This is a genomic window from Candidatus Defluviibacterium haderslevense (assembly GCA_016712225.1).
GTDB lineage: Bacteria > Bacteroidota > Bacteroidia > Chitinophagales > Saprospiraceae > Vicinibacter > Vicinibacter haderslevensis.
Map to the genome: position 1 here is coordinate 142,350 of JADJRL010000003.1, position 18,475 is coordinate 160,824.

The following is an 18,475-nucleotide window of genomic DNA, read 5'->3' on the forward strand; positions in this document are numbered from 1 at the left end:
CTTAGTTTTCCATATTATAAAATATCAATCCATGCTTAAATTCAAACGTATCTTATTAAAACTTAGCGGTGAATCGTTGATGGGTGAACAACAATTTGGAATAGATCCTGAGATGCTCGTCAATTATGCCAATCAAATAAAAAATATCGTCGCAGAAGGTATTGAAGTAGCAGTAGTCATCGGAGGTGGAAATATTTTTCGAGGGATGAATGGTAAGAATTCCAGTATCGAAAGAGTACAAGGTGATTATATGGGGATGCTAGCTACCGTGATCAATGGCATGGCATTACAAAGTGCATTGGAATCAGCAGGAGTATTCACCCGACTCATTTCAGCTATAGAAATGCGCCAGATCGCAGAACCCTACATCAGACGCAGAGCGATACGCCATTTAGAAAAAGGACGGGTTCTGATTTTTTCTGCAGGAACCGGAAATCCATATTTTACGACAGATTCCGCTGCCGCTCTTCGCGCCAGTGAAATTAATGCGGATGCTATACTCAAAGGAACCCGTGTGGAAGGCATTTATGATCACGATCCCGAGAAAAATCCCAATGCTAAAAAATTCGATGTGCTGAGTTTTGATCAAGTCATCGGAATGGATCTCAAAGTTATGGACATGACTGCATTCACTATATGTAAAGAAAATAATATCCCTATCATTGTATTCAATATTAATGATGAATCGAATCTGATCGGAATCATTCAGGGTAAAAAAATAGGAACCGTAGTGTCATAATTAAACATGGCACTCAGTAGTCTCATATCTTATTTATGGTGTATTAGGTCTTCATTCCCCTACTGGGACTTTTGTTTTGTTGGCTAAAGCCAAGTTACCAAACAATTCAATTCATAAAAAATGTATTAGATTTGTTGACAATTTTATCGAAACTATAAAATAAAAAAAAATGGGACATTTGAATTGGTTGGCCATCATTATCGCATCGTTATCAGCATTTGTTGTGGGTTATTTCTGGTATGGTCCAGCTCTGTTTGGAAAAACCTGGCAACGTGAAAATGGGCTTAGTGATGAAACCCTAAAGCAATCCAACATGGCTCAAGTATATGGTTCTGCATTGGGTCTTACATTTATGTTTTGTGTTTTATTATCCCTTAATATGATCACTTCCGATAAATCCGGTATGGCAGATGGTATAAAACATGGGATATATATCGGTGCTGGATTCGTAGGCACTAGCATTGGGATCAATTATTTATTTGCGCGAAAATCGTTCCGGTTATTTCTTATCGATGCCGGTTATTTTGTGGTGACGGCGGCGATTATGGGGGCGATTATAGGGTCGTGGGGGTATTAATTTGTAAATATGCTATTGGCTAACGCCCATTGTTGATGGGCTAACACCCATCGCTGATGGGCTAACACCCATCGCTGATGGGCTAACACCCATCGCTGATATACTACGCCCCTTCAGGGCTATACCATACAATATTTAATCCCATATATATCGTTCATCATACTCAATAGTATTTTTTTCAAGATATAGTCTGTATTCTTCTTGAAATGTTTGGTTTTTGTGGTGTTCATGTTGATTTTTAATGTAAGTTTTTACGATATCAATATCTCTTGGATTTACTGAGAAAGCGCCATACCCATCTTGCCAATAAAAGTTTTTCAAGGATACGTCTTTTGTTTTCATCCATTTAGATGAATGGGATTTTATTTTTTCCACAAGTTTTATGAGCGCTATTTTTTTTGATAACATACAGAGTATATGAATATGATCAACATAACCTCCGACTATAATTACATGTGATTCCAACGCATTGCACAGTCCCCCAATATATGCATAAAGTTCTTTATCGAAAGGAGCTTGTATGTTAGGCAGCCTATGTTTTGTACTAAAAACGATGTGTAAATAATTTTTTACAAGTGATTGTCCCATATAACTTAGTTTAAACCATTTCAATCTGAAATGCTATAAGCCAAAGTTAATAATCAGAACGATTAACGAATTGTGTTTGAAAAAAATACTGCAGACTAATTATATCTGCGTTTAAGGAACCATTCATTGTCGTTCAATCTAAATCCAAGATTGATTTTGAAATAATTTTCTTTGATGAATTGGTCTAGGGTGGTTTTACCTATTTCAAATCCAAGGTGTACCATGGCGGTCTGACGTTGGAACACAAAAGGCATGCCTACCCCGAACGTAATTCCTATGTTGTTAAGATTTTTGTCGTTGTTGGTTAGATATCCTGATCGGTAGAATGCGCCCAAACGATATTGATTTCGTTTCAGAAATTTACCATATCCTGTAGCATCCGGACGTATCCATCCACCTATGGATAATCCGATTACATTAGCTAAGGTGCCTTTGGCATTTTCATATAAATCAACAGCGTCCCAATTCTCAAATAATACATCTCCGAATAAGGCTGATTTTTCTTTGTGGTTGTAATACACACCTGCTTGAATGGTAAGCGGAAGATCCGCAGTACTTTTTTGATCGGTGATTAATAGAATGGTGTCTATATCACTCGAGGTTAGATTTAATTTGGTACGGTGTAGGGAATTGTTTTTATAATTCAACTTAGAAGGTACACCAACCTGTAATCCGAATTGTAGTACTTTTTCGCGGGCTGATTTTTCTTTTTTCATTTGAACAGTATTGAGCACTTTTTTATAAAGAAAACCAAGTCCGGCATTTACACCTGTAGCATGATATTGGTCGTCTAAATAATTGGTGGCACTCTCCGTCAAATCATCGAAGGAATAGACTTGTTCGAAACGAGTATTGCCGAATAGGTATCCCAAATTGATACCCACTCCTAAATTTTTGTATCGATATCCGAATCCAAGGGTAAACTTATTAATTCCCCCACTCCCGTCTAAGGTCCTTGAAGTCTTTCCAAAACTTACTGAGCTATCAGAAACCACATAATGATAACCGGTCGATGTATATGGACTTAAACCAAAACTCAGACCATAGGATCTTTTGTATTCTTTGCGATCTAATAATTCATTAATGGTATTGCGAAGTGGTATGCCCAATTGGATATGATTCAAATTCCCGGACCAGTCATAGGCTCTGTGATTCTTATAATCTTGTACGTCCTTATACTTACCATTAAAACCAATCTCAGCATCGGTAATTTTTAAAAAACCTAAAGATGCGGCATTGATAAAATTAAAATCTTCTTCACTACTATATGCTATTCCTGCATGTCCGATTTGTGAAGAAAAAGGAGATTCATTTCTTGTTAGGTCTCCTATTCCAAATCTAGACAAGGGTGAAAATTCAATATTTTGTGCAAAGGTTTTGGATAAGATCAAAACCGAAAAAAAACATAAACTAATATACCTCATTGTTTGATAAGAATTTGATTAAGGCCTGTCAAGACCAAATTTGGTGCTGTAAAAATGGTTCTTTTTATTTGATTTCCCAAAAAAACCGCATCACCACCAGCTATAACGCATTTTAATGAACTGTATTTTGATAAGAGGTGATCCATGTATGCATTTATTTCAAATGTAATTCCCCGAATCACACCTTGTTGTAATGCATCTCTGGTGTTTTGTCCAAAGATATGGTCTGATGACCATTGGTGCTCATCTACCAAAGGAAGCCTGGACGTAAATTGATGCATGGCCTGCCAACGCATGTGCATCCCAGGAGCAATATTGCCACCTTCAAATCCACCATCGACCGTAAGCTTATCATAAGTAATGCAGGTGCCGGCATTGATGATCAATACATTCGATTCGGGATATAAATGTGCCGCACCACAAGCTGCAGCTATACGATCCGGACCAAGGGTGTCTGATGAATGATAGTTGATATGGATGGGCAATGGAAGACTTGAATCTAAAATCAAGGGCTGAGTTAAAGATATGATGCGTCTGACACGTTCATCCTGTGTTGAAACTACTGTAGATAGTAAGCTGCGATCGTATTGAATTGAGGCCAACCACAATTCAAGCTGATCTAATTCTGTATGTAAAAACCTGTGTAATGATAAGAGTTCATGGTGCTCGAACAGTGCGCACTTAATCCTTGAATTACCTATATCTATAACCAGATTCAAAATAAAACTTAATGTTTAAAATGTCTGATACCAGATAATACCATGGCCACCTGAAGTTCATCAGCCTTGGTAATACTCTTACCATCATTGACCGAACCTCCTGGCTGGATAATCGCTTTAATGCCTGCCGCAGCAGCTATTTCTACACAATCCGGAAATGGGAAGAAAGCTTCTGAGGCCATAACACTACCGGCAGGATCGAAGCCCATCTTACGTGATTTATCAATGGCCTGGATGGCTGCATCGATGCGCGAAGTCTGACCACAACCCATACCTATTAATTGGCTATTTTTAATGAGCGTGATGGCATTTGATTTAAGATGCTTAACGATGCGTTCTGCAAAAATCAAATCTCGTTTTTGGTCTTCTGTCGGAACTAAATGAGTCACTACTTTGATGTGATCCATATCCAATGCCATCTGATCCATTTCCTGATGTAAGATACCATTAATGGCTGTCCTGGAAGATATTTTTCGAAGCGGTAATTGTTTTAATCTCAGGAGAATTCTGTTTTTCTTGGCGCTTAACAACTGTATCGCTTCTGGTTCGAAATCCGGTGCGATTAATACTTCATAGAATAAACCATCGATTTCTTTAGCCGTATTCAGATCCAAGATTTTATTACAAATCAATATACCACCGAATGCTGAAATGGGATCCCCTGCCAGTGCATCTTTCCACGCTGTAATTAATTCACTTCTAACCGCAAGTCCGCATACATTAGTATGCTTCAATACCGCAAAGCATGGATCTCCCTGATAAAATTCCTCCATAACCAACAATGCCGCATCAACATCGAGAATATTATTGTATGATAATTCTTTACCTTGTAAAATATCGAATACCTCTTTTAAGTCACCTTCAAACCAAGCTTTCTGGTGTGGATTTTCACCGTAACGCAAGGGTACTTGACTTTTCTCGCCACCAAAATAATTAAAGATGGCGTGATCGTAAGAACTGCTGACCCGAAATGCCTGACGGGCTAATTCCTTGCGGTGTGCTAACTGACTGATACCATTATTTTGAAGTATGGTGGTCAAATCTCCGTACATTTCTTTAGCAGCAATTACGACGATATCGTTAAAGTTTTTTGCTGCTGCACGAATGAGGGAAATCCCACCGATGTCGATTTTCTCTATAATTTCGGCATCTTCATCGGTATTTCTCAAGGTCTCTTCGAATGGATATAAATCCACCAAGACCAGATCAATTAATGGAATATGATAATGTACCAACTGACTGAGGTGTTCATCTGTCCGCATGGCCAATATCCCACCGAATATTTTGGGGTGCAGGGTCTTCACCCGACCGCCTAGAATGGATGGATAATCTGTTATGGTTTCTACCCCGATGACCGGAACTCCCAATTGTTCTATAAAGGATTGTGTGCCTCCTGTGGAATAAATAACAATACCTAATTCATGCATTAAACGAACGATGGGTTCGAGGCCATCTTTATTGTAAACAGAAATGAGTGCTGAGTTGATACGAATAGCTTCCATGGGTATGAATTTGGCAGCGCAAAAGTACTTACAATAAGTGTCTTATAAATCAAATAGAGTGTTAACGAAAATCGGAATCAATGATTCAGATAAATCAAATATCCCAAGTGAAGACTCAATGCTTTGTTGGATAAAAAGGGCTGGAGTTTATCTTTATTCAGATTAACCAAACCTCGTTGACCACGGCCGTCGATAAAAAACTGACCACGATCGAATTCAAAGCATACGCCCACCCCACCGTGAATACCATAATCCAGAGTCTCCAAATAATCTTCTTTAAAGTCAAGCTTTTCATCCACAGATGTATAATTACCATTGATCAAACTATTCAGTTGATATCTACCTCCAAAACCATAAGCCGTATACCATCCTCCAAATGCAAAGAAATGGGGATTCAGGGCACCAAACTGGACCCTAACCATGAGGGGCCATTCTACGTAATTGAGATGGTAAGTCTCATCATAATATTCCGTCTGATTAAAACTAGTCAGGTGTGCTCCTTTCTGGATCCATGAAAGTTCAGTCTGAAACGACCACATATCACTCCACTTATACAAGAGGGGAATTCCAATAGAAAACCCCTTGGTGTATTCTAAATCCAGATCGATATTATTCTTCGAATGAAAGGAAGCAAGACTTAAGCCTGTTCGCAATCCAATGGCTAATTCCTGAGCGTTAATATTACCTCCCAGAATGCTTAGAGCACTAGTAATAATCAACAATAATAAGGGTCTTAACATAATCGTGTTATTAAAAATTCAATTGATAAAACTACGGAACTTTTTGGATTATCATGAAAGAAAATAGAAGTTTTGGTGATTTTGGGAGCGGTGAATTATAAAATGATTCTTTCATGTGGACTTATATAATGATTGATTTCAAGTGGACCTGAACGACAAACTGATGCAGTTCTTTTGAAGGGTGTTAATCTTTGAATTTCGCTGCCTCGTTATTGAATTGGTATAGAAATTTTAGGATTTATTTGTTAACCTGTATAGCTATTTTAGTACAAGACCATTTTATCAGAAAAAAATATCCTTATATTAATGGATTATATAGATATTTACAAACCTATGTGATGGATATTCAAAGGTCAGGGTTGTGGAACATATATTGAGAGGTTCGTTCAATAGCTATTTCGTAATAAAGTAGAAGATACAAAAGTGAATCCTCATGCAAAAGTTCACACCCTTCACCATAGTTGTGTTTCGCAAGGATTGGAGCAAGGGACTGATCTTAGTGAAATACAACATTTATTAGGTCATGTATCTTTATAAATCTAAGAAACCTATCGATACTTTATTAATGTTATCAAAAAAAATCATTAACACAATTGATAATTAAATATTTAAAAATGAATCATTTAATCACCAAAATATATAAGATATGTTCACGAAACTCACAGATTGTATTTCGTAAGCGAAATGTTAATGTCAATTATATAATTTTTAAAGAATGAAAAAATACAAGTATATTTTAAAGATAATATTAGTAATGATTGCACCAAACTTAATTGGGCAAGACAATTCTAACCAAAACATATCCTGCAAAGTATTAGCTGATTCTGGTAATATTGAAGCCATTAAATTTCAAGTATTTTTAATTGATACAATGTATAAATTATCCTTTGCTGAGAATTCAACACAAAAAGAAATAACTACTATGTATAAGTCAAATTTAGTTGACACATTTATAACATTATCATATCTATATGTTCCAGAAAATGCTATTCTGATATATTATAAATTTATTGATTTTGTTTGGCAAAACACACTTTTGATTAAAGAAATTCAATTATTAGATTCTTTAAAAATAGAAGCTACGCATTTTTTTAGCCCAGATGGAAATACTATTGCTATTAATATTAAAGTATTGAAAAATTATTATAGTGTGCCTTCAAAATTTGTTGTCGAAGATTATTGGGAATACTTTAAAGCGGATTTTAATCTTGTTGATGAGGAAAGTACAACTTTGAATAAGAATTATGAAATTGATCTAGTTAGTGAAATTAAAAAATCGTATAAGGTCAATAAATTTAAGAATAGCGAATATTATATTAAATATATTAATACAAACAGCCATTAACATTATACTTGCGAACAAACCGCCAAATTTCATAAATTTTCACTATTGGCTTTTAATGAAAATATTTCTTACTTTTGGTTTTGGTGCAAGTGGCGGCACGTCGCAAGTACCTCTCCGTTATGTGATATTAAAGCTATATTAAAAATAATTATATTATTTACACTTATATTTACAAGTTGTAAAAAAGCGAATAAATCATTTGATGAAATCCATCTTTCAACTTATACAGATAGTTCGTATATTCAACTATTTGTAACTAACGATTCAATAATAATATTACAATTAGAACGTGGTGAATGTGATGCTTATATGGGATGTGAATACGGGCCCAAATATTATGCCCAAACTTCAATATCAAAACAAATATTTAAATTAATCAATGAACATGTTCAAACCATACTGTCAGATACCTTTGAACTTGAAGGAATAATAATAACACATGCTTCAAAATCCAATTTAAGTATTTTTTACAAAGATACTTTAGTTAAGAGGTTTAACTATTATGGATCTGAATCAAATAGTAGTGATATTGTAGAAATCAAAAATAAATTGCTCAAATTAATTAATGATTCGGAAAGAATTAATCTCAAAATCTCAGAAAGACTTATAGATAATTCTGACCTAGTGAGTGTAGATTCATTTAGAATAACTAAATTAAAACCAGTTATAAATGAAGAATTTAAAGGCAAGTATGTAAACTATATTAGTAATAATGAAATAAGAATGATAACACAGAAGGGTCAAATTGACACCATCATTCAAAGCATTCAAAATCTCAAAATACTGGATACAACAGATATAAAAGCATTTAATAAGTTTATCCCCAAATATGAACTTGATTTTTATAGGAATGGCTTAATTTGTTTTGAGTTAGAAACTGATTTAGTTATTATGCCTTATTCGTGGCTTCAGGTACTTAAAGTAGATAGTTTTTTAATCAAAAATATAATTAACCTTAAAAAACAAATGGTTGATTGAAACAAACCAATTCGGTCTCATCTTGAAAGAAAGTAGTAAATTTTAACTTCATATGCTTAAAAGCAAAAACAATCTAAAATGAACGGTCTAAATCAATCTCAAATTGTTTATACACAACTCACAAGCTTAAATCCATTCACTTTCGAGTGACAGGATATTCAAGGCAATTCCCAAACTGACCCACATCTATTGTAACATATATTCAATAAATCAGGTCTGCTAGAATAATATTTCTTCGAATACAAGAATAATACGATTCCTTTGATTCATGAAACCAGTAATAATGACACCTGAGGAAGGCATCAAGCAATATTTTAAAGCACATTTTAAACATTCTATGAAAACATATTTTTATTCTTTTATCTTATTAACATCCTCTTTTAGTGCCATAGCACAGGAAAATAAGCCTTTTACCATTGGATTTGAAAAAAGCTTCGTATCAAAAATATTAAATCAAGAGCGTAAAGTTTGGATTCATATTCCAAACAGCAATGGAGGAAATACCGGCAATGAGCCATATCCGGTCATTTATTTATTAGATGGAGATGAAAATTTTAATGATATCGTTAGTATAACTGAATTCATGAGTAAGACTGGGCTCTGTCCGCCGATGATTGTAGTCGGCATCCTTCATCCTTCCAGAATGACGGATCTCACTTTTGGCACAGATAAGGAAACTCCCGGTATTGTCGGTAAAGGCGAAAAATTCATGCTCTATGTCGAAAAAGAATTGATGCCATACATCGAATCCAATTATCCAACAGCTTCCTATAAGATTTTCATAGGTCATTCCGTTGGCGGACTCACGGTTGTGAATACTTTAATGTATAATCCAGAATTATTCAATGCCTATGTCTCTCTTGATGGTGCATTATGGTGGAACAATCAACACATCGTAACCGAAGCAAAGATGATTTTAGCAAACAAAAATTATAACGGGAAAACTTTGTTCATGGCATTGGCAAACCGATTGGAAAGAGGCATGGATACGCTTGAAGTTCAAAAAGATACTACTGAGGGTACTGAACTCATTCGCAGCAATCTCGAATTCATCAAAGATATTTTCAAAAACAAAACAAATCAATTGCGATTCCAACATAAATATTATGAAAATGATGATCACAGTTCGGTTCGATTGATCGGTGAGTATGATGCCCTTCGTTTTATCTTTGATTATTACAAACTTAAAATTTATAATAGTGAATTAGAAGATCCGAATTTTAAATTGGATTCTTTATTCATAACACACTATCATGAGGTCTCTGAGCGAATAGGCTATCTCATTACACCAGATGAAAATCAGGTTAATGGTCTTGGATACTATATGATGAGTCAAAAACAATTTATTAAGGCAGAAGCATTGTTTAAATTAAATATTTCAAACTACCCCGAAACAGCTAATTGTTATGATGGATTGGGAGATTTGTATCTGGCAAAAGGGGAACCATTAAATGCTATAGAAAGTTTCAAAAAAACGTTGTCCCTGAAGTTCATTCCTGAGACCAAACTAAAACTTGAAAAGCTATTGAACGAAAAGAAATAAGGAACTCAATAATCTGAACAGGCTTAGTACATCCTGTTGACGACCATTTCGGCGAACGGAAATCTACTTAGAATTGTTGCATCGATGATTTTGAATAAACTTGCTGCCAACTTATTAAATCGCCTGAGGACCTCCTAAGCGCAAAAAATGTAACGCCCAATAACAAGAGTTTGATTCAAAAAGACCAATTCGGTGTTCATTTCGAAAAATGTCGTAAATTTGGGGGCATGTAGGCAAATGCAATACCCAACTAAAATAGACTACCTGCATCAATCTTAAAATCGATATATGCAGTGACGATAGACGCATAACCATAATATTTTAAAAAAAAAAATTAAAACAAAACATTGGAAGATAAACAAGACAAGCCAAAAATTCTTAAAAATAAATATATACCAACTGCTGAATTTTATAGCCAAATCATTGACAGCTTACAGGACTATTCGATTTTTACGTTAGACAAAGAATTCATCATAAATAGTTGGAGTTCTGGCTCTACAAAAATATTTGGTTACGAAACGGAGGAAGATATTGGAGAGCCTTTCGATTTAATATTTACGGACGAGGATTTGAAAAAAGGTGTTCCAAAAAAAGAAATTGAAACAGCTTTAAAAGAAGGCAGAGCAACCGATAATAGATGGCACATTGCTAAAGACAAGAGCCTGTTTTACGCCTACGGTTTAGTTTTTCCACTTATCGGTTTAGAAGGAGAGTTATTGGGCTACGTTAAAATTTTACGTGACTTAACAGATAGGAAACAATCGGAAGATGCAATAAAAAAATATGTAAGAGAACTAGAAGAACTTAATACACATAAGGAGAGTGTTCTGGCAATACTTTCACACGACTTAAGAAGTCCATTATCCGCTATTATTGGCACCACAAAATATTTGAAAGAAAATTTTCATAAAATGAAGCCTGATGCTGTTCAGGAAATGCTTGACTTACTCTATAAATCATCAACTGATGAACTAGAGATGTTAGACTATTTGGTTGAATGGGCAAGAATCAAATATGCAGCGGAGGTATTTTCACCGACAAAAATAAATCTAACAGAATACATTAATAAAGTTTTTGAAACATTAAATGAAACTGCTTCAATAAACACAATAAATCTTCATAACGAAATTGAAGAGAATACATCAGTATTTGCAGATGGTAAAATGTTAATTTCCATAATTCAAAACATCGTTTCAAATGCTATAAAACACTTGGAAAAAGGAGGTAAAATAACAGTTTCAGCAAAAAGCAAAGACGACAAAATTATTGTTCAGATTAAGGATACTGGAATTGGAATGTCTAAAGAAATAATGGCTAAACTTTTTACGCCACAAATAAAAACTCTTACTGAAACAAGAAAAAAGGATAAGGGTGCAGGAATTGGATTATTATTAGTAAAAGGATTTTTAGAAAAAAACGGCGGTGAAATATGGGTAGAAAGTATTGAAGGTGAAGGTTCATCTTTTTATTTTACATTACCTATTGAGAAACCATTATATAAAATAGGTAGTTCAGAAGAAATTATGTTTGACGAAAGTGCTTAATACAAATACTGGTAAGAAATTGAAAATAGACACAGCTTTCACTAGCATATTTGCAATAGACGGAGTTTAGTGCTCCGCATTAATGGTTGCAACATGGCACATCATCAACACCGCCAGTCAGCCAGAATCATTTTCATTTAATTTTTTCTGGTAATGACAAATTAATTTTTAATTTTGGCGGTAAATATTTGGCAGTGTTACTTCAATGTAAAGGCTGGTATAACCATTATTAGTGATAACTTTAACCAATAATCAAACCTTTTAAACATTTCAAAAAATATAAAAATGAATCAATTAATAGTTCTTGGAATGATTGTTATTAGTCTAACAACAGCATGTTCCAATTCAAGTTCATCCAATAGTTCTGACAAGTTAATCAACCAAAACTCTGCAAAAAAGGACACAAGCAATACCCTCAACCATAAGATAACTCAAAAAATAACACCCTCACTTTGGGTTGAAACAACAGATGCGAAAGCAGTAGTAGATTATTACCTTTCTATTTTCAAAGATGGTAAACTTAAAGACCATCGCAAATATAAAAATCCACCAGAAGCAGGAGGAGGAGACTTTGAAACTGCCATTATGGAAATAAATGGGATAGAATTTAATATTTTAGCTGCAGGCCCTTACTTCAAGTTTAATGAATCTGTTTCATTTGTTATCAATTGCAAAGACCAAGCAGAAGTAGACTATTATTGGAGTGCATTAACTGCTAATGGTGGACAAGAAAGCTCTTGTGGTTGGTGCAAAGACAAATATGGTTTGTCCTGGCAAGTGGTGCCTGTTGAATATTTCGACCTAATAAACAGCGAAGACCCAAAAGTTAGAGATAAGGCCATGCAGAATACGCTGAAGCAGAAAAAGATCATTCTTTCAGAACTAAAATAAGCCGCAATTATTGGCTAAAGATGCCACGGGCATGGAATGTATAATGGTCAATGGTTAATGGTTAATGGTTAATGGTTAATGGTTAATGGTTAATGGTTAATGGTTAATGGTTAATGGTTAATGGTTAATGGTTAATGGTTAATGGTTAATGGTTAATGGTTAATGGTTAATGGTTACATACCGCCACTAATACAAACCCCAAACCGGTAGTTGAATCTGTCAACCAACTTTCTGTTTGATATTTTATAAATAACTAAGTAGGAATAAAATATAAATTAAGTGTATATTATCCTACTTATTTATTGATTTGTAAAAAATAAATTATGTTTTGAAGTTGCAATTTTGTGCTGTAAGAATTTAATATTGTGATTTCATGCAACTTTAATAAATTTAATACTATGATAATAATGGCCTTTCTTTATTTTTCATTGTCACCGTTAACGAAATGGGTGAAATAAGAGAGATGGAAACAAAAAGATATATGGGCGAGGATGGTTTAGAGACCTGGGTCATAAAAACTTCTAATTATAAGTCCATGAACCATATTCGGGTACCAACATCTTTTGATGTTTTAAGGAGATTAGAACAGGGAGCTTATAGTTATGCAAAATTCAATATCACCGAAATTGAATACAATGTATCTAAAAAATTCTAACATGGCAGCTTGGTATCACAACATTAAATACGGGCCATAAGCTTTGCAGACTTTGTAGCAATTCTAACCTATATTTTTATTGATCTTTTGTATATTTACCGAGTTTTTGGTTCTTCAATTCCTACATAGGAATAAGTCCCAAAAAGTATCGGGTATTGTTATGTTCGTGTTTCAATTTAAACAAGTAAACAAAAAATAAAAGAGAGATCATTATGAGTAAAATAATCTTTGATAGTGGAATATCACTGGATGGTTTTTTCGCAGGCAACAACAGAGGCCCTAAAAATCCTATGGGAGGCGTTTCAGGACAAATTCATTCATGGATGTTTAATCAGAAAGCATTTTGGGATCACCTGGGATTGGAAGGAGGAAAAGAAGACAGTGCTGACGGAAAATACATTAGAGAGACCATAGCAAGAACGGGAGCATACATTATGGGCAAACGCATGTTTGAGGAAGGCGAAGCCAGTTGGCCAAATGATCTATACAAAGCTGACGTATATGTATTAACACACACTAAAAGAGAACCCTGGGTTCAAAAAGGCTCAACAACTTTTTATTTTATCAATGATGGAATAGAAAGTGCTTTGGATAAGGCGAGACAATCTGCAAATGGAAGGGATATTAGAATTCAAGGCGGCGCCAACATTATTCAACAATTTCTAAATGCCGGACTAGTGGATGAATTTTTTATTCACATAGCTCCAGTTTTTTTAGGAAGTGGCATCCGATTATTTGAAGGTATTGATAAAGACAAATATGACTTACAAATAACAGAAGTTATTCCATCAGACTTGACAACGCATATAAAATATAAACTGATAAAAAAATAAAAATCACGCACCTGTAAGATTTGAAAAGCATCGTGTTGCTTATATACTAAATTTGACCATTGAAATTCGGGAGCACCTATTTACAGAATCGAATAGATGTACTTTAAATTCACATACTTTACAAAACTTCAAACTTGACTCTCATTGGAAAACAACAACACCATCATAAACTAGGATCACAATGAAAAGAAACATAATCTCCTTCACACTGTCCATCTTGACTTGGATAGCATGCAACGATAATAAAAAAGAACCTACAACCCATTTGTCCAATTCTACAACAGAAAAAATAGAAATGAAAAGCGGATATTCTGAAGTGAACGGACTTAACATGTATTATGAAATTTATGGAGAAGGAAAACCAATCGTATTAATTCACGGTGGCGGTTCAACCATACAAAGTAGTTTTGAGAAACTCATTCCATTGCTTTCAAAAAACAGAAAGGTCATTGCTGTTGAATCACAAGCTCACGGACGGACTAACGACCGAAATGCAGACCTAAGTTTTGAACAGGATGCGGATGATATTGCAACGCTTCTTAAAAACTTAAACATAGATAAAGCTGACTTTTTGGGTTTTAGCAACGGCGGGACAACAACTTTGCAAATTGCCATTAGACATGCGGAAATCATTGACAAAATGATTTTAGCTTCTCCACTTGCCAAGCGCAGCGGAGTTCCTGATTGGTTTTGGGGTTTTATGTCGCAAGCCAAATTGGAAAATATGCCTGAACAACTAAAAGCAGCTTATAAACGTGTTGCAGCAGACACAAATGGATTACAAATAATGCACGACAGAGATGCAAAACGTATGGTCAATTTTAAAGACATTCCAGACGAACCCATCAAAAAGATAAATGCACCTACTTTAATTATTATTGGCGACAAAGATGTCATTAATCCAGAACATGCACTTGAACTTCATAGACAAATAGCGAATTCTGAATTGGCGATCATTCCAGGAGGGCATGGACAATATATTGGTGAAATAACTACACTAACACCTGACTTTAAAGAAAGTGAGCTTGCAGTTCCTATGATTGAAAAATTTCTGAACAAAAAACCTGAAAAAAAATAATGCTAGTAACCATCAAAAGAAAACTATGGACTGTCATTACAGATTTTGTAATAGACAGGATGAGGTATAATCTTTTAACATTTTGTACTTATCGTACTGTTGTAAAAGTTGATTCAAATAAGACAGGTCACCAAAACCAGTCCGAACGCAATACCCGAAATCGATCTAAGCAATTTTAGCGTTCGGTCATTACTGATAGACAGCCATGAAATTTGACAAATATTTTCCAACAGACCAATTAAAGGACTACATCAAATATTATGTGGTATCCGAGAATGAGATAGAAAGTGAATACAAAGTATTACCATCACCAGGGCTTGTTATTGGTTTTCAGTATAAAGGACAACTAGCTACCATAAAAAACAATAAAGAAAACAAACTCACATCGGCAGGTATTACTGGAATTGCTGACAGCTATAACATGTTCAAAAATTCGGTTGACATCGGAACCGTTTTGGTTTATTTTACCGAAATCGGATTTACACATTTTTCTTCAAACCCTGCCTACGAACTTTTTAATTTAAATCTTTCCCTTGACGACATTTTTGACAAAATCAAAGTGCATGAAGTACAGGAAAAATTAGCGATAGCTTCCACAGACAAGCACCGAATAAAAATAGTTGAACAGTTTCTACTGACCCAGTTGAAAAATATTCAAACGGACCAACTCATTGTTGAAGCAATTAAGCTGATATATCAAAGTAAAGGAACAATCCGAGTAAAAGAACTGAACAAAAAACTATTTATCAGTCCAAGTCCATTTGAAAAGCGGTTTAGAAAAGTAGTAGGAACAACTGCCAAAAAATTTGCTTCCATTGTGCGTTTCAATTCGGTTCTTGACCATATGAATGAAACGAAATCACTGTCTGAAATTTGTTATGAAAACCATTTCTTTGATCAAGCTCATTTCATCAAAGACTTCAAACAATTCACAGGAGACACACCCGAAAACTTTAAACGATTCCTCTAGTACAACGATTTTTTACAATGACAGGGTTTTTGGGAAGAGTATCTTTGCATCGTATTGAAATAACCATGCATAATATAAGTTTAAATTCAAACATAATAAACGTGAGGCTAAATTATATGATTGTATGGAATTCATAAAATCGTTAACTATTAAAAATCAAAAAAATGTTTACAGTAGAACAAATCAAAACAGCTCACAGTAAAGTAAAATCTGGTGCTGACTTCCCTTCTTACATCAAAGAAATCAAATCATTAGGTGTTACCCATTACGAAGCCTATGTAACGGACGGACACATTGATTATCATGGCGCCAACGATTATACAGCAAAAGTTCCTGTAAAGTATGAACCTTTATTCATTGGAGACACTGCAAAGGGTGAAGAATTTATTACGGAATTAAAAGCTCATCAACAAGGTAAAACCGATTTCTTAACCTTCATCAAAATGTGTGCTACATTTGGCATTGAAAAATGGGCTATAAGTATGGACCAGATGACCTGTACCTATTATGACAAGGCAGGAAATGCAATCCTTGTGGAAACAATACCACAATAAAAAACATTCAACTACGAAGGTTATGCCTCGAGCGTGACATAGTGCAACGATTGTCACTTTTTACGTTATTTAAATTTTCGGTTTCTTATAAAATTAAGTACTAAAAATTCATCCTAACATATAGTCCTTTATCCATACCTTCAAGCGTAAAACAAAACAACTTCAATCAAGATTAGACATTTATGAATAGACTAATTATAATCATTCTGACGTTGTCACTTTTTGGGATGAATTGCGTTGGACAGAAAGTAGCTAGCCCAAAAATGGATCACATTTTTCTTGACCAATCAGACTCAACAAAAAACTGTTACACGATAATATATCCACCAATACAACCTTGGCAAGGCTATTTATTCCTTGTTCCAGGTTTTGGAGAAACCGTAGAAAACGTTTTACTTCAGACTGAGCTACCAAAAAAGTTAGCACAACATGGAATATTGACCATAATTCCGACTTTTCAAGATGGCACTTTCTCGTTTGGTGTGGACAGTTTAAGCCAACAATCTTTAATTAACATGATAAAAGATGTAAATACTAAACACAAGCTTAAAGATCTCAAATTATATGTTGGTGGATTTTCGATTGGTGGGAGTTGTGTGATAAAATTTGCTGAACATTCGACCATTCAACCAACAGCAGTTTTTGCTATTGACCCACCACTCGATTTTGAAAGATTTTATCATTCCGCAACAAGAAATATAAGACTCTCAAAAAGCACTGAAGTGAACCAAGAGGATGTGTATATGATAGGTAGACTGGAAAAAGAAACAGGAGGAAGTCCCACAACAAACCTTTCGGCATATTATAAACTTTCACCTTACTCATTTTCTGACACCACTCAAACAGCCATTAAAAAGATAATCCATATACCATTGAGAATATATACAGAGCCGGATATTCAATGGTGGTTGAAAGAACGTGGAACGGACTTTACTAAAATCAACGCTACAGAATGTTCAGCAATGATAAACGAACTCAACAGGCTTGGAAACCAAAAAGCTGCATTGATTACAACCCAAAATAAAGGTTTCAGAAAACCTCGCAATAACAGGCATCCTCATTCATGGAGCATAGTAAATAATGACGAGTTAATCGCATGGTTACTCAAACAGAAATGATGACAGCTGGTTAGCCCAAGCTGCTACCATGGGTTTAACATTGGCTAAACCTTCTGCCAGGTGCCTTCTAAAATTGATAAAGGATTGGCAAGTAAGTTTTTCGAAATCGGCTTTTTAGATAATTGCTTACCCATCCTTGTCAAAAAAAATTAATTAAGCTAGGCTATATTACGGATATATATTTTAATTATCTTGCATTTAATTTAAAACGCTGCAATATGAAACTTCTGGCATTATTTTCATTATTAACGCTATTTACCTTTGCTGGCAGCAAGGATTTAGCTACGTCTAATAATACTGTTTATTACTTTTGTCTTTCTCATAAAAGGACACCACCAGATTCTACAATAAATTATATACTTTACACAGATATTATAAAGATAGATGAAGATGAACAATTGATTAAAGAAAAAACTTTGGAGTGGTCTCAATTGGTAAAAACGCAATGCAAAAATACTTCAGGCTGTACTGCAGATTTAAACTATTATTATTCTGAAAAAGAGGCGGAAACAAGGAGAAAGGAAATGTTGGCTTATTATAAGAACCTCCAAAAATACCAAGTTGAGAAAATAGCGTTCCAGTAAAAAATCAAGGGAGTCCGATCAACATTGAAGCTTCACCCTATTCTATTCAAAACTTTTTTCTTTCAATTTTTTTTTGAAAAAGCAAGCGTATTA

20 protein-coding genes are annotated in these 18,475 nt (G+C 34.6%); 15 read left to right on the forward strand and 5 right to left on the reverse strand.

Annotated elements, in window-relative coordinates; genetic code table 11:
* Positions 1-31: 31 nt before the first annotated feature.
* Positions 32-739, forward strand: a complete 708-nt coding sequence (locus IPK88_00830) for a UMP kinase (GenBank protein ID MBK8241941.1) — start codon at positions 32-34, stop codon at positions 737-739.
* A gap of 169 nt (positions 740-908) precedes the next feature.
* Positions 909-1,316, forward strand: a complete 408-nt coding sequence (locus IPK88_00835; GenBank protein ID MBK8241942.1) for a DUF1761 domain-containing protein — start codon at positions 909-911, stop codon at positions 1,314-1,316.
* Positions 1,317-1,451: 135 nt separating this feature from the next.
* Here the strand turns inward: IPK88_00835 and tnpA are convergent, their stop codons facing one another.
* The 5 genes from tnpA to IPK88_00860 form a co-directional block, all read right to left on the reverse strand.
* The gene (tnpA, locus tag IPK88_00840) at positions 1,452-1,904 is read right to left on the reverse strand and encodes an IS200/IS605 family transposase (protein ID MBK8241943.1); all 453 of its coding nucleotides are present in this window, start codon (positions 1,902-1,904) and stop codon (positions 1,452-1,454) included.
* A gap of 95 nt (positions 1,905-1,999) precedes the next feature.
* Positions 2,000-3,328 carry a hypothetical protein gene (locus IPK88_00845; GenBank protein MBK8241944.1) on the reverse strand — a complete coding sequence of 443 codons (1,329 nt, stop codon included), beginning with the start codon at positions 3,326-3,328 and terminating at the stop codon, positions 2,000-2,002.
* On the reverse strand, positions 3,325-4,047 hold the full coding sequence (locus IPK88_00850) for a type III pantothenate kinase (GenBank protein MBK8241945.1): 723 nt from the start codon (positions 4,045-4,047) through the stop codon (positions 3,325-3,327). The genes IPK88_00845 and IPK88_00850 overlap by 4 nt, the downstream gene beginning before the upstream one ends.
* 8 nt (positions 4,048-4,055) lie before the next feature.
* The gene (gene purH, locus IPK88_00855) at positions 4,056-5,549 is read right to left on the reverse strand and encodes a bifunctional phosphoribosylaminoimidazolecarboxamide formyltransferase/IMP cyclohydrolase (protein ID MBK8241946.1); all 1,494 of its coding nucleotides are present in this window, start codon (positions 5,547-5,549) and stop codon (positions 4,056-4,058) included.
* Between the two features lie 77 nt (positions 5,550-5,626).
* Positions 5,627-6,289, reverse strand: a complete 663-nt coding sequence (locus IPK88_00860; GenBank protein ID MBK8241947.1) for a PorT family protein — start codon at positions 6,287-6,289, stop codon at positions 5,627-5,629.
* Between the two features lie 423 nt (positions 6,290-6,712).
* Between IPK88_00860 and IPK88_00865 the strand changes: the two genes are divergently transcribed.
* The 13 genes from IPK88_00865 to IPK88_00925 all read left to right on the forward strand — a co-directional run bounded on the left by IPK88_00865 (position 6,713) and on the right by IPK88_00925 (position 18,382).
* On the forward strand, positions 6,713-6,826 hold the full coding sequence (locus tag IPK88_00865; protein ID MBK8241948.1) for a hypothetical protein: 114 nt from the start codon (positions 6,713-6,715) through the stop codon (positions 6,824-6,826).
* 178 nt (positions 6,827-7,004) lie between these two features.
* A complete protein-coding gene (locus IPK88_00870; GenBank protein ID MBK8241949.1) occupies positions 7,005-7,634 on the forward strand; it encodes a hypothetical protein in 630 nt (209 codons plus the stop codon).
* A 45-nt stretch (positions 7,635-7,679) separates the two neighbouring features.
* Complete coding sequence (locus IPK88_00875) at positions 7,680-8,612, forward strand: hypothetical protein (protein MBK8241950.1); 933 nt, start codon at positions 7,680-7,682, stop codon at positions 8,610-8,612.
* Positions 8,613-8,880: 268 nt separating this feature from the next.
* The gene (locus IPK88_00880) at positions 8,881-10,155 is read left to right on the forward strand and encodes an alpha/beta hydrolase (protein ID MBK8241951.1); all 1,275 of its coding nucleotides are present in this window, start codon (positions 8,881-8,883) and stop codon (positions 10,153-10,155) included.
* 347 nt (positions 10,156-10,502) lie between these two features.
* Positions 10,503-11,699 (forward strand): PAS domain S-box protein, encoded by a 1,197-nt coding sequence (locus IPK88_00885; protein ID MBK8241952.1) that lies wholly within the window; start codon positions 10,503-10,505, stop codon positions 11,697-11,699.
* Between the two features lie 309 nt (positions 11,700-12,008).
* Positions 12,009-12,590 (forward strand): VOC family protein, encoded by a 582-nt coding sequence (locus IPK88_00890; protein MBK8241953.1) that lies wholly within the window; start codon positions 12,009-12,011, stop codon positions 12,588-12,590.
* Between the two features lie 463 nt (positions 12,591-13,053).
* Complete coding sequence (locus IPK88_00895) at positions 13,054-13,245, forward strand: hypothetical protein (protein ID MBK8241954.1); 192 nt, start codon at positions 13,054-13,056, stop codon at positions 13,243-13,245.
* A 212-nt stretch (positions 13,246-13,457) separates the two neighbouring features.
* Positions 13,458-14,078 (forward strand): dihydrofolate reductase, encoded by a 621-nt coding sequence (locus IPK88_00900; protein MBK8241955.1) that lies wholly within the window; start codon positions 13,458-13,460, stop codon positions 14,076-14,078.
* Positions 14,079-14,259: 181 nt separating this feature from the next.
* Positions 14,260-15,156, forward strand: coding sequence for an alpha/beta hydrolase (locus IPK88_00905; protein ID MBK8241956.1), 897 nt, complete (start codon positions 14,260-14,262; stop codon positions 15,154-15,156).
* A 205-nt stretch (positions 15,157-15,361) separates the two neighbouring features.
* Entirely contained in the window at positions 15,362-16,126 is a 765-nt protein-coding gene (locus IPK88_00910; protein ID MBK8241957.1) for an AraC family transcriptional regulator, read from the forward strand.
* Between the two features lie 164 nt (positions 16,127-16,290).
* Complete coding sequence (locus IPK88_00915) at positions 16,291-16,680, forward strand: DUF1398 domain-containing protein (GenBank protein MBK8241958.1); 390 nt, start codon at positions 16,291-16,293, stop codon at positions 16,678-16,680.
* Positions 16,681-16,907: 227 nt separating this feature from the next.
* Positions 16,908-17,798 (forward strand): alpha/beta hydrolase, encoded by an 891-nt coding sequence (locus tag IPK88_00920; protein ID MBK8241959.1) that lies wholly within the window; start codon positions 16,908-16,910, stop codon positions 17,796-17,798.
* A 218-nt stretch (positions 17,799-18,016) separates the two neighbouring features.
* On the forward strand, positions 18,017-18,382 hold the full coding sequence (locus tag IPK88_00925) for a hypothetical protein (protein ID MBK8241960.1): 366 nt from the start codon (positions 18,017-18,019) through the stop codon (positions 18,380-18,382).
* The last annotated feature ends 93 nt before the right edge of the window (positions 18,383-18,475 follow it).

Coding starts and splice junctions, on each gene's coding strand:
- purH (MBK8241946.1), bottom strand. CDS start 5,549: ATGGAAGCTATTCGTATCAACTCAGCACTCATTTCTGTTTACAATAAA.
- IPK88_00900 (MBK8241955.1), top strand. CDS start 13,458: ATGAGTAAAATAATCTTTGATAGTGGAATATCACTGGATGGTTTTTTC.
- IPK88_00910 (MBK8241957.1), top strand. CDS start 15,362: ATGAAATTTGACAAATATTTTCCAACAGACCAATTAAAGGACTACATC.
- IPK88_00905 (MBK8241956.1), top strand. CDS start 14,260: ATGAAAAGAAACATAATCTCCTTCACACTGTCCATCTTGACTTGGATA.
- IPK88_00915 (MBK8241958.1), top strand. CDS start 16,291: ATGTTTACAGTAGAACAAATCAAAACAGCTCACAGTAAAGTAAAATCT.
- IPK88_00920 (MBK8241959.1), top strand. CDS start 16,908: ATGAATTGCGTTGGACAGAAAGTAGCTAGCCCAAAAATGGATCACATT.
- IPK88_00895 (MBK8241954.1), top strand. CDS start 13,054: ATGGAAACAAAAAGATATATGGGCGAGGATGGTTTAGAGACCTGGGTC.
- IPK88_00880 (MBK8241951.1), top strand. CDS start 8,881: ATGAAACCAGTAATAATGACACCTGAGGAAGGCATCAAGCAATATTTT.
- IPK88_00870 (MBK8241949.1), top strand. CDS start 7,005: ATGAAAAAATACAAGTATATTTTAAAGATAATATTAGTAATGATTGCA.
- IPK88_00830 (MBK8241941.1), top strand. CDS start 32: ATGCTTAAATTCAAACGTATCTTATTAAAACTTAGCGGTGAATCGTTG.
- IPK88_00835 (MBK8241942.1), top strand. CDS start 909: ATGGGACATTTGAATTGGTTGGCCATCATTATCGCATCGTTATCAGCA.
- IPK88_00890 (MBK8241953.1), top strand. CDS start 12,009: ATGATTGTTATTAGTCTAACAACAGCATGTTCCAATTCAAGTTCATCC.
- IPK88_00860 (MBK8241947.1), bottom strand. CDS start 6,289: ATGTTAAGACCCTTATTATTGTTGATTATTACTAGTGCTCTAAGCATT.
- IPK88_00845 (MBK8241944.1), bottom strand. CDS start 3,328: ATGAGGTATATTAGTTTATGTTTTTTTTCGGTTTTGATCTTATCCAAA.
- tnpA (MBK8241943.1), bottom strand. CDS start 1,904: ATGGGACAATCACTTGTAAAAAATTATTTACACATCGTTTTTAGTACA.
- IPK88_00925 (MBK8241960.1), top strand. CDS start 18,017: ATGAAACTTCTGGCATTATTTTCATTATTAACGCTATTTACCTTTGCT.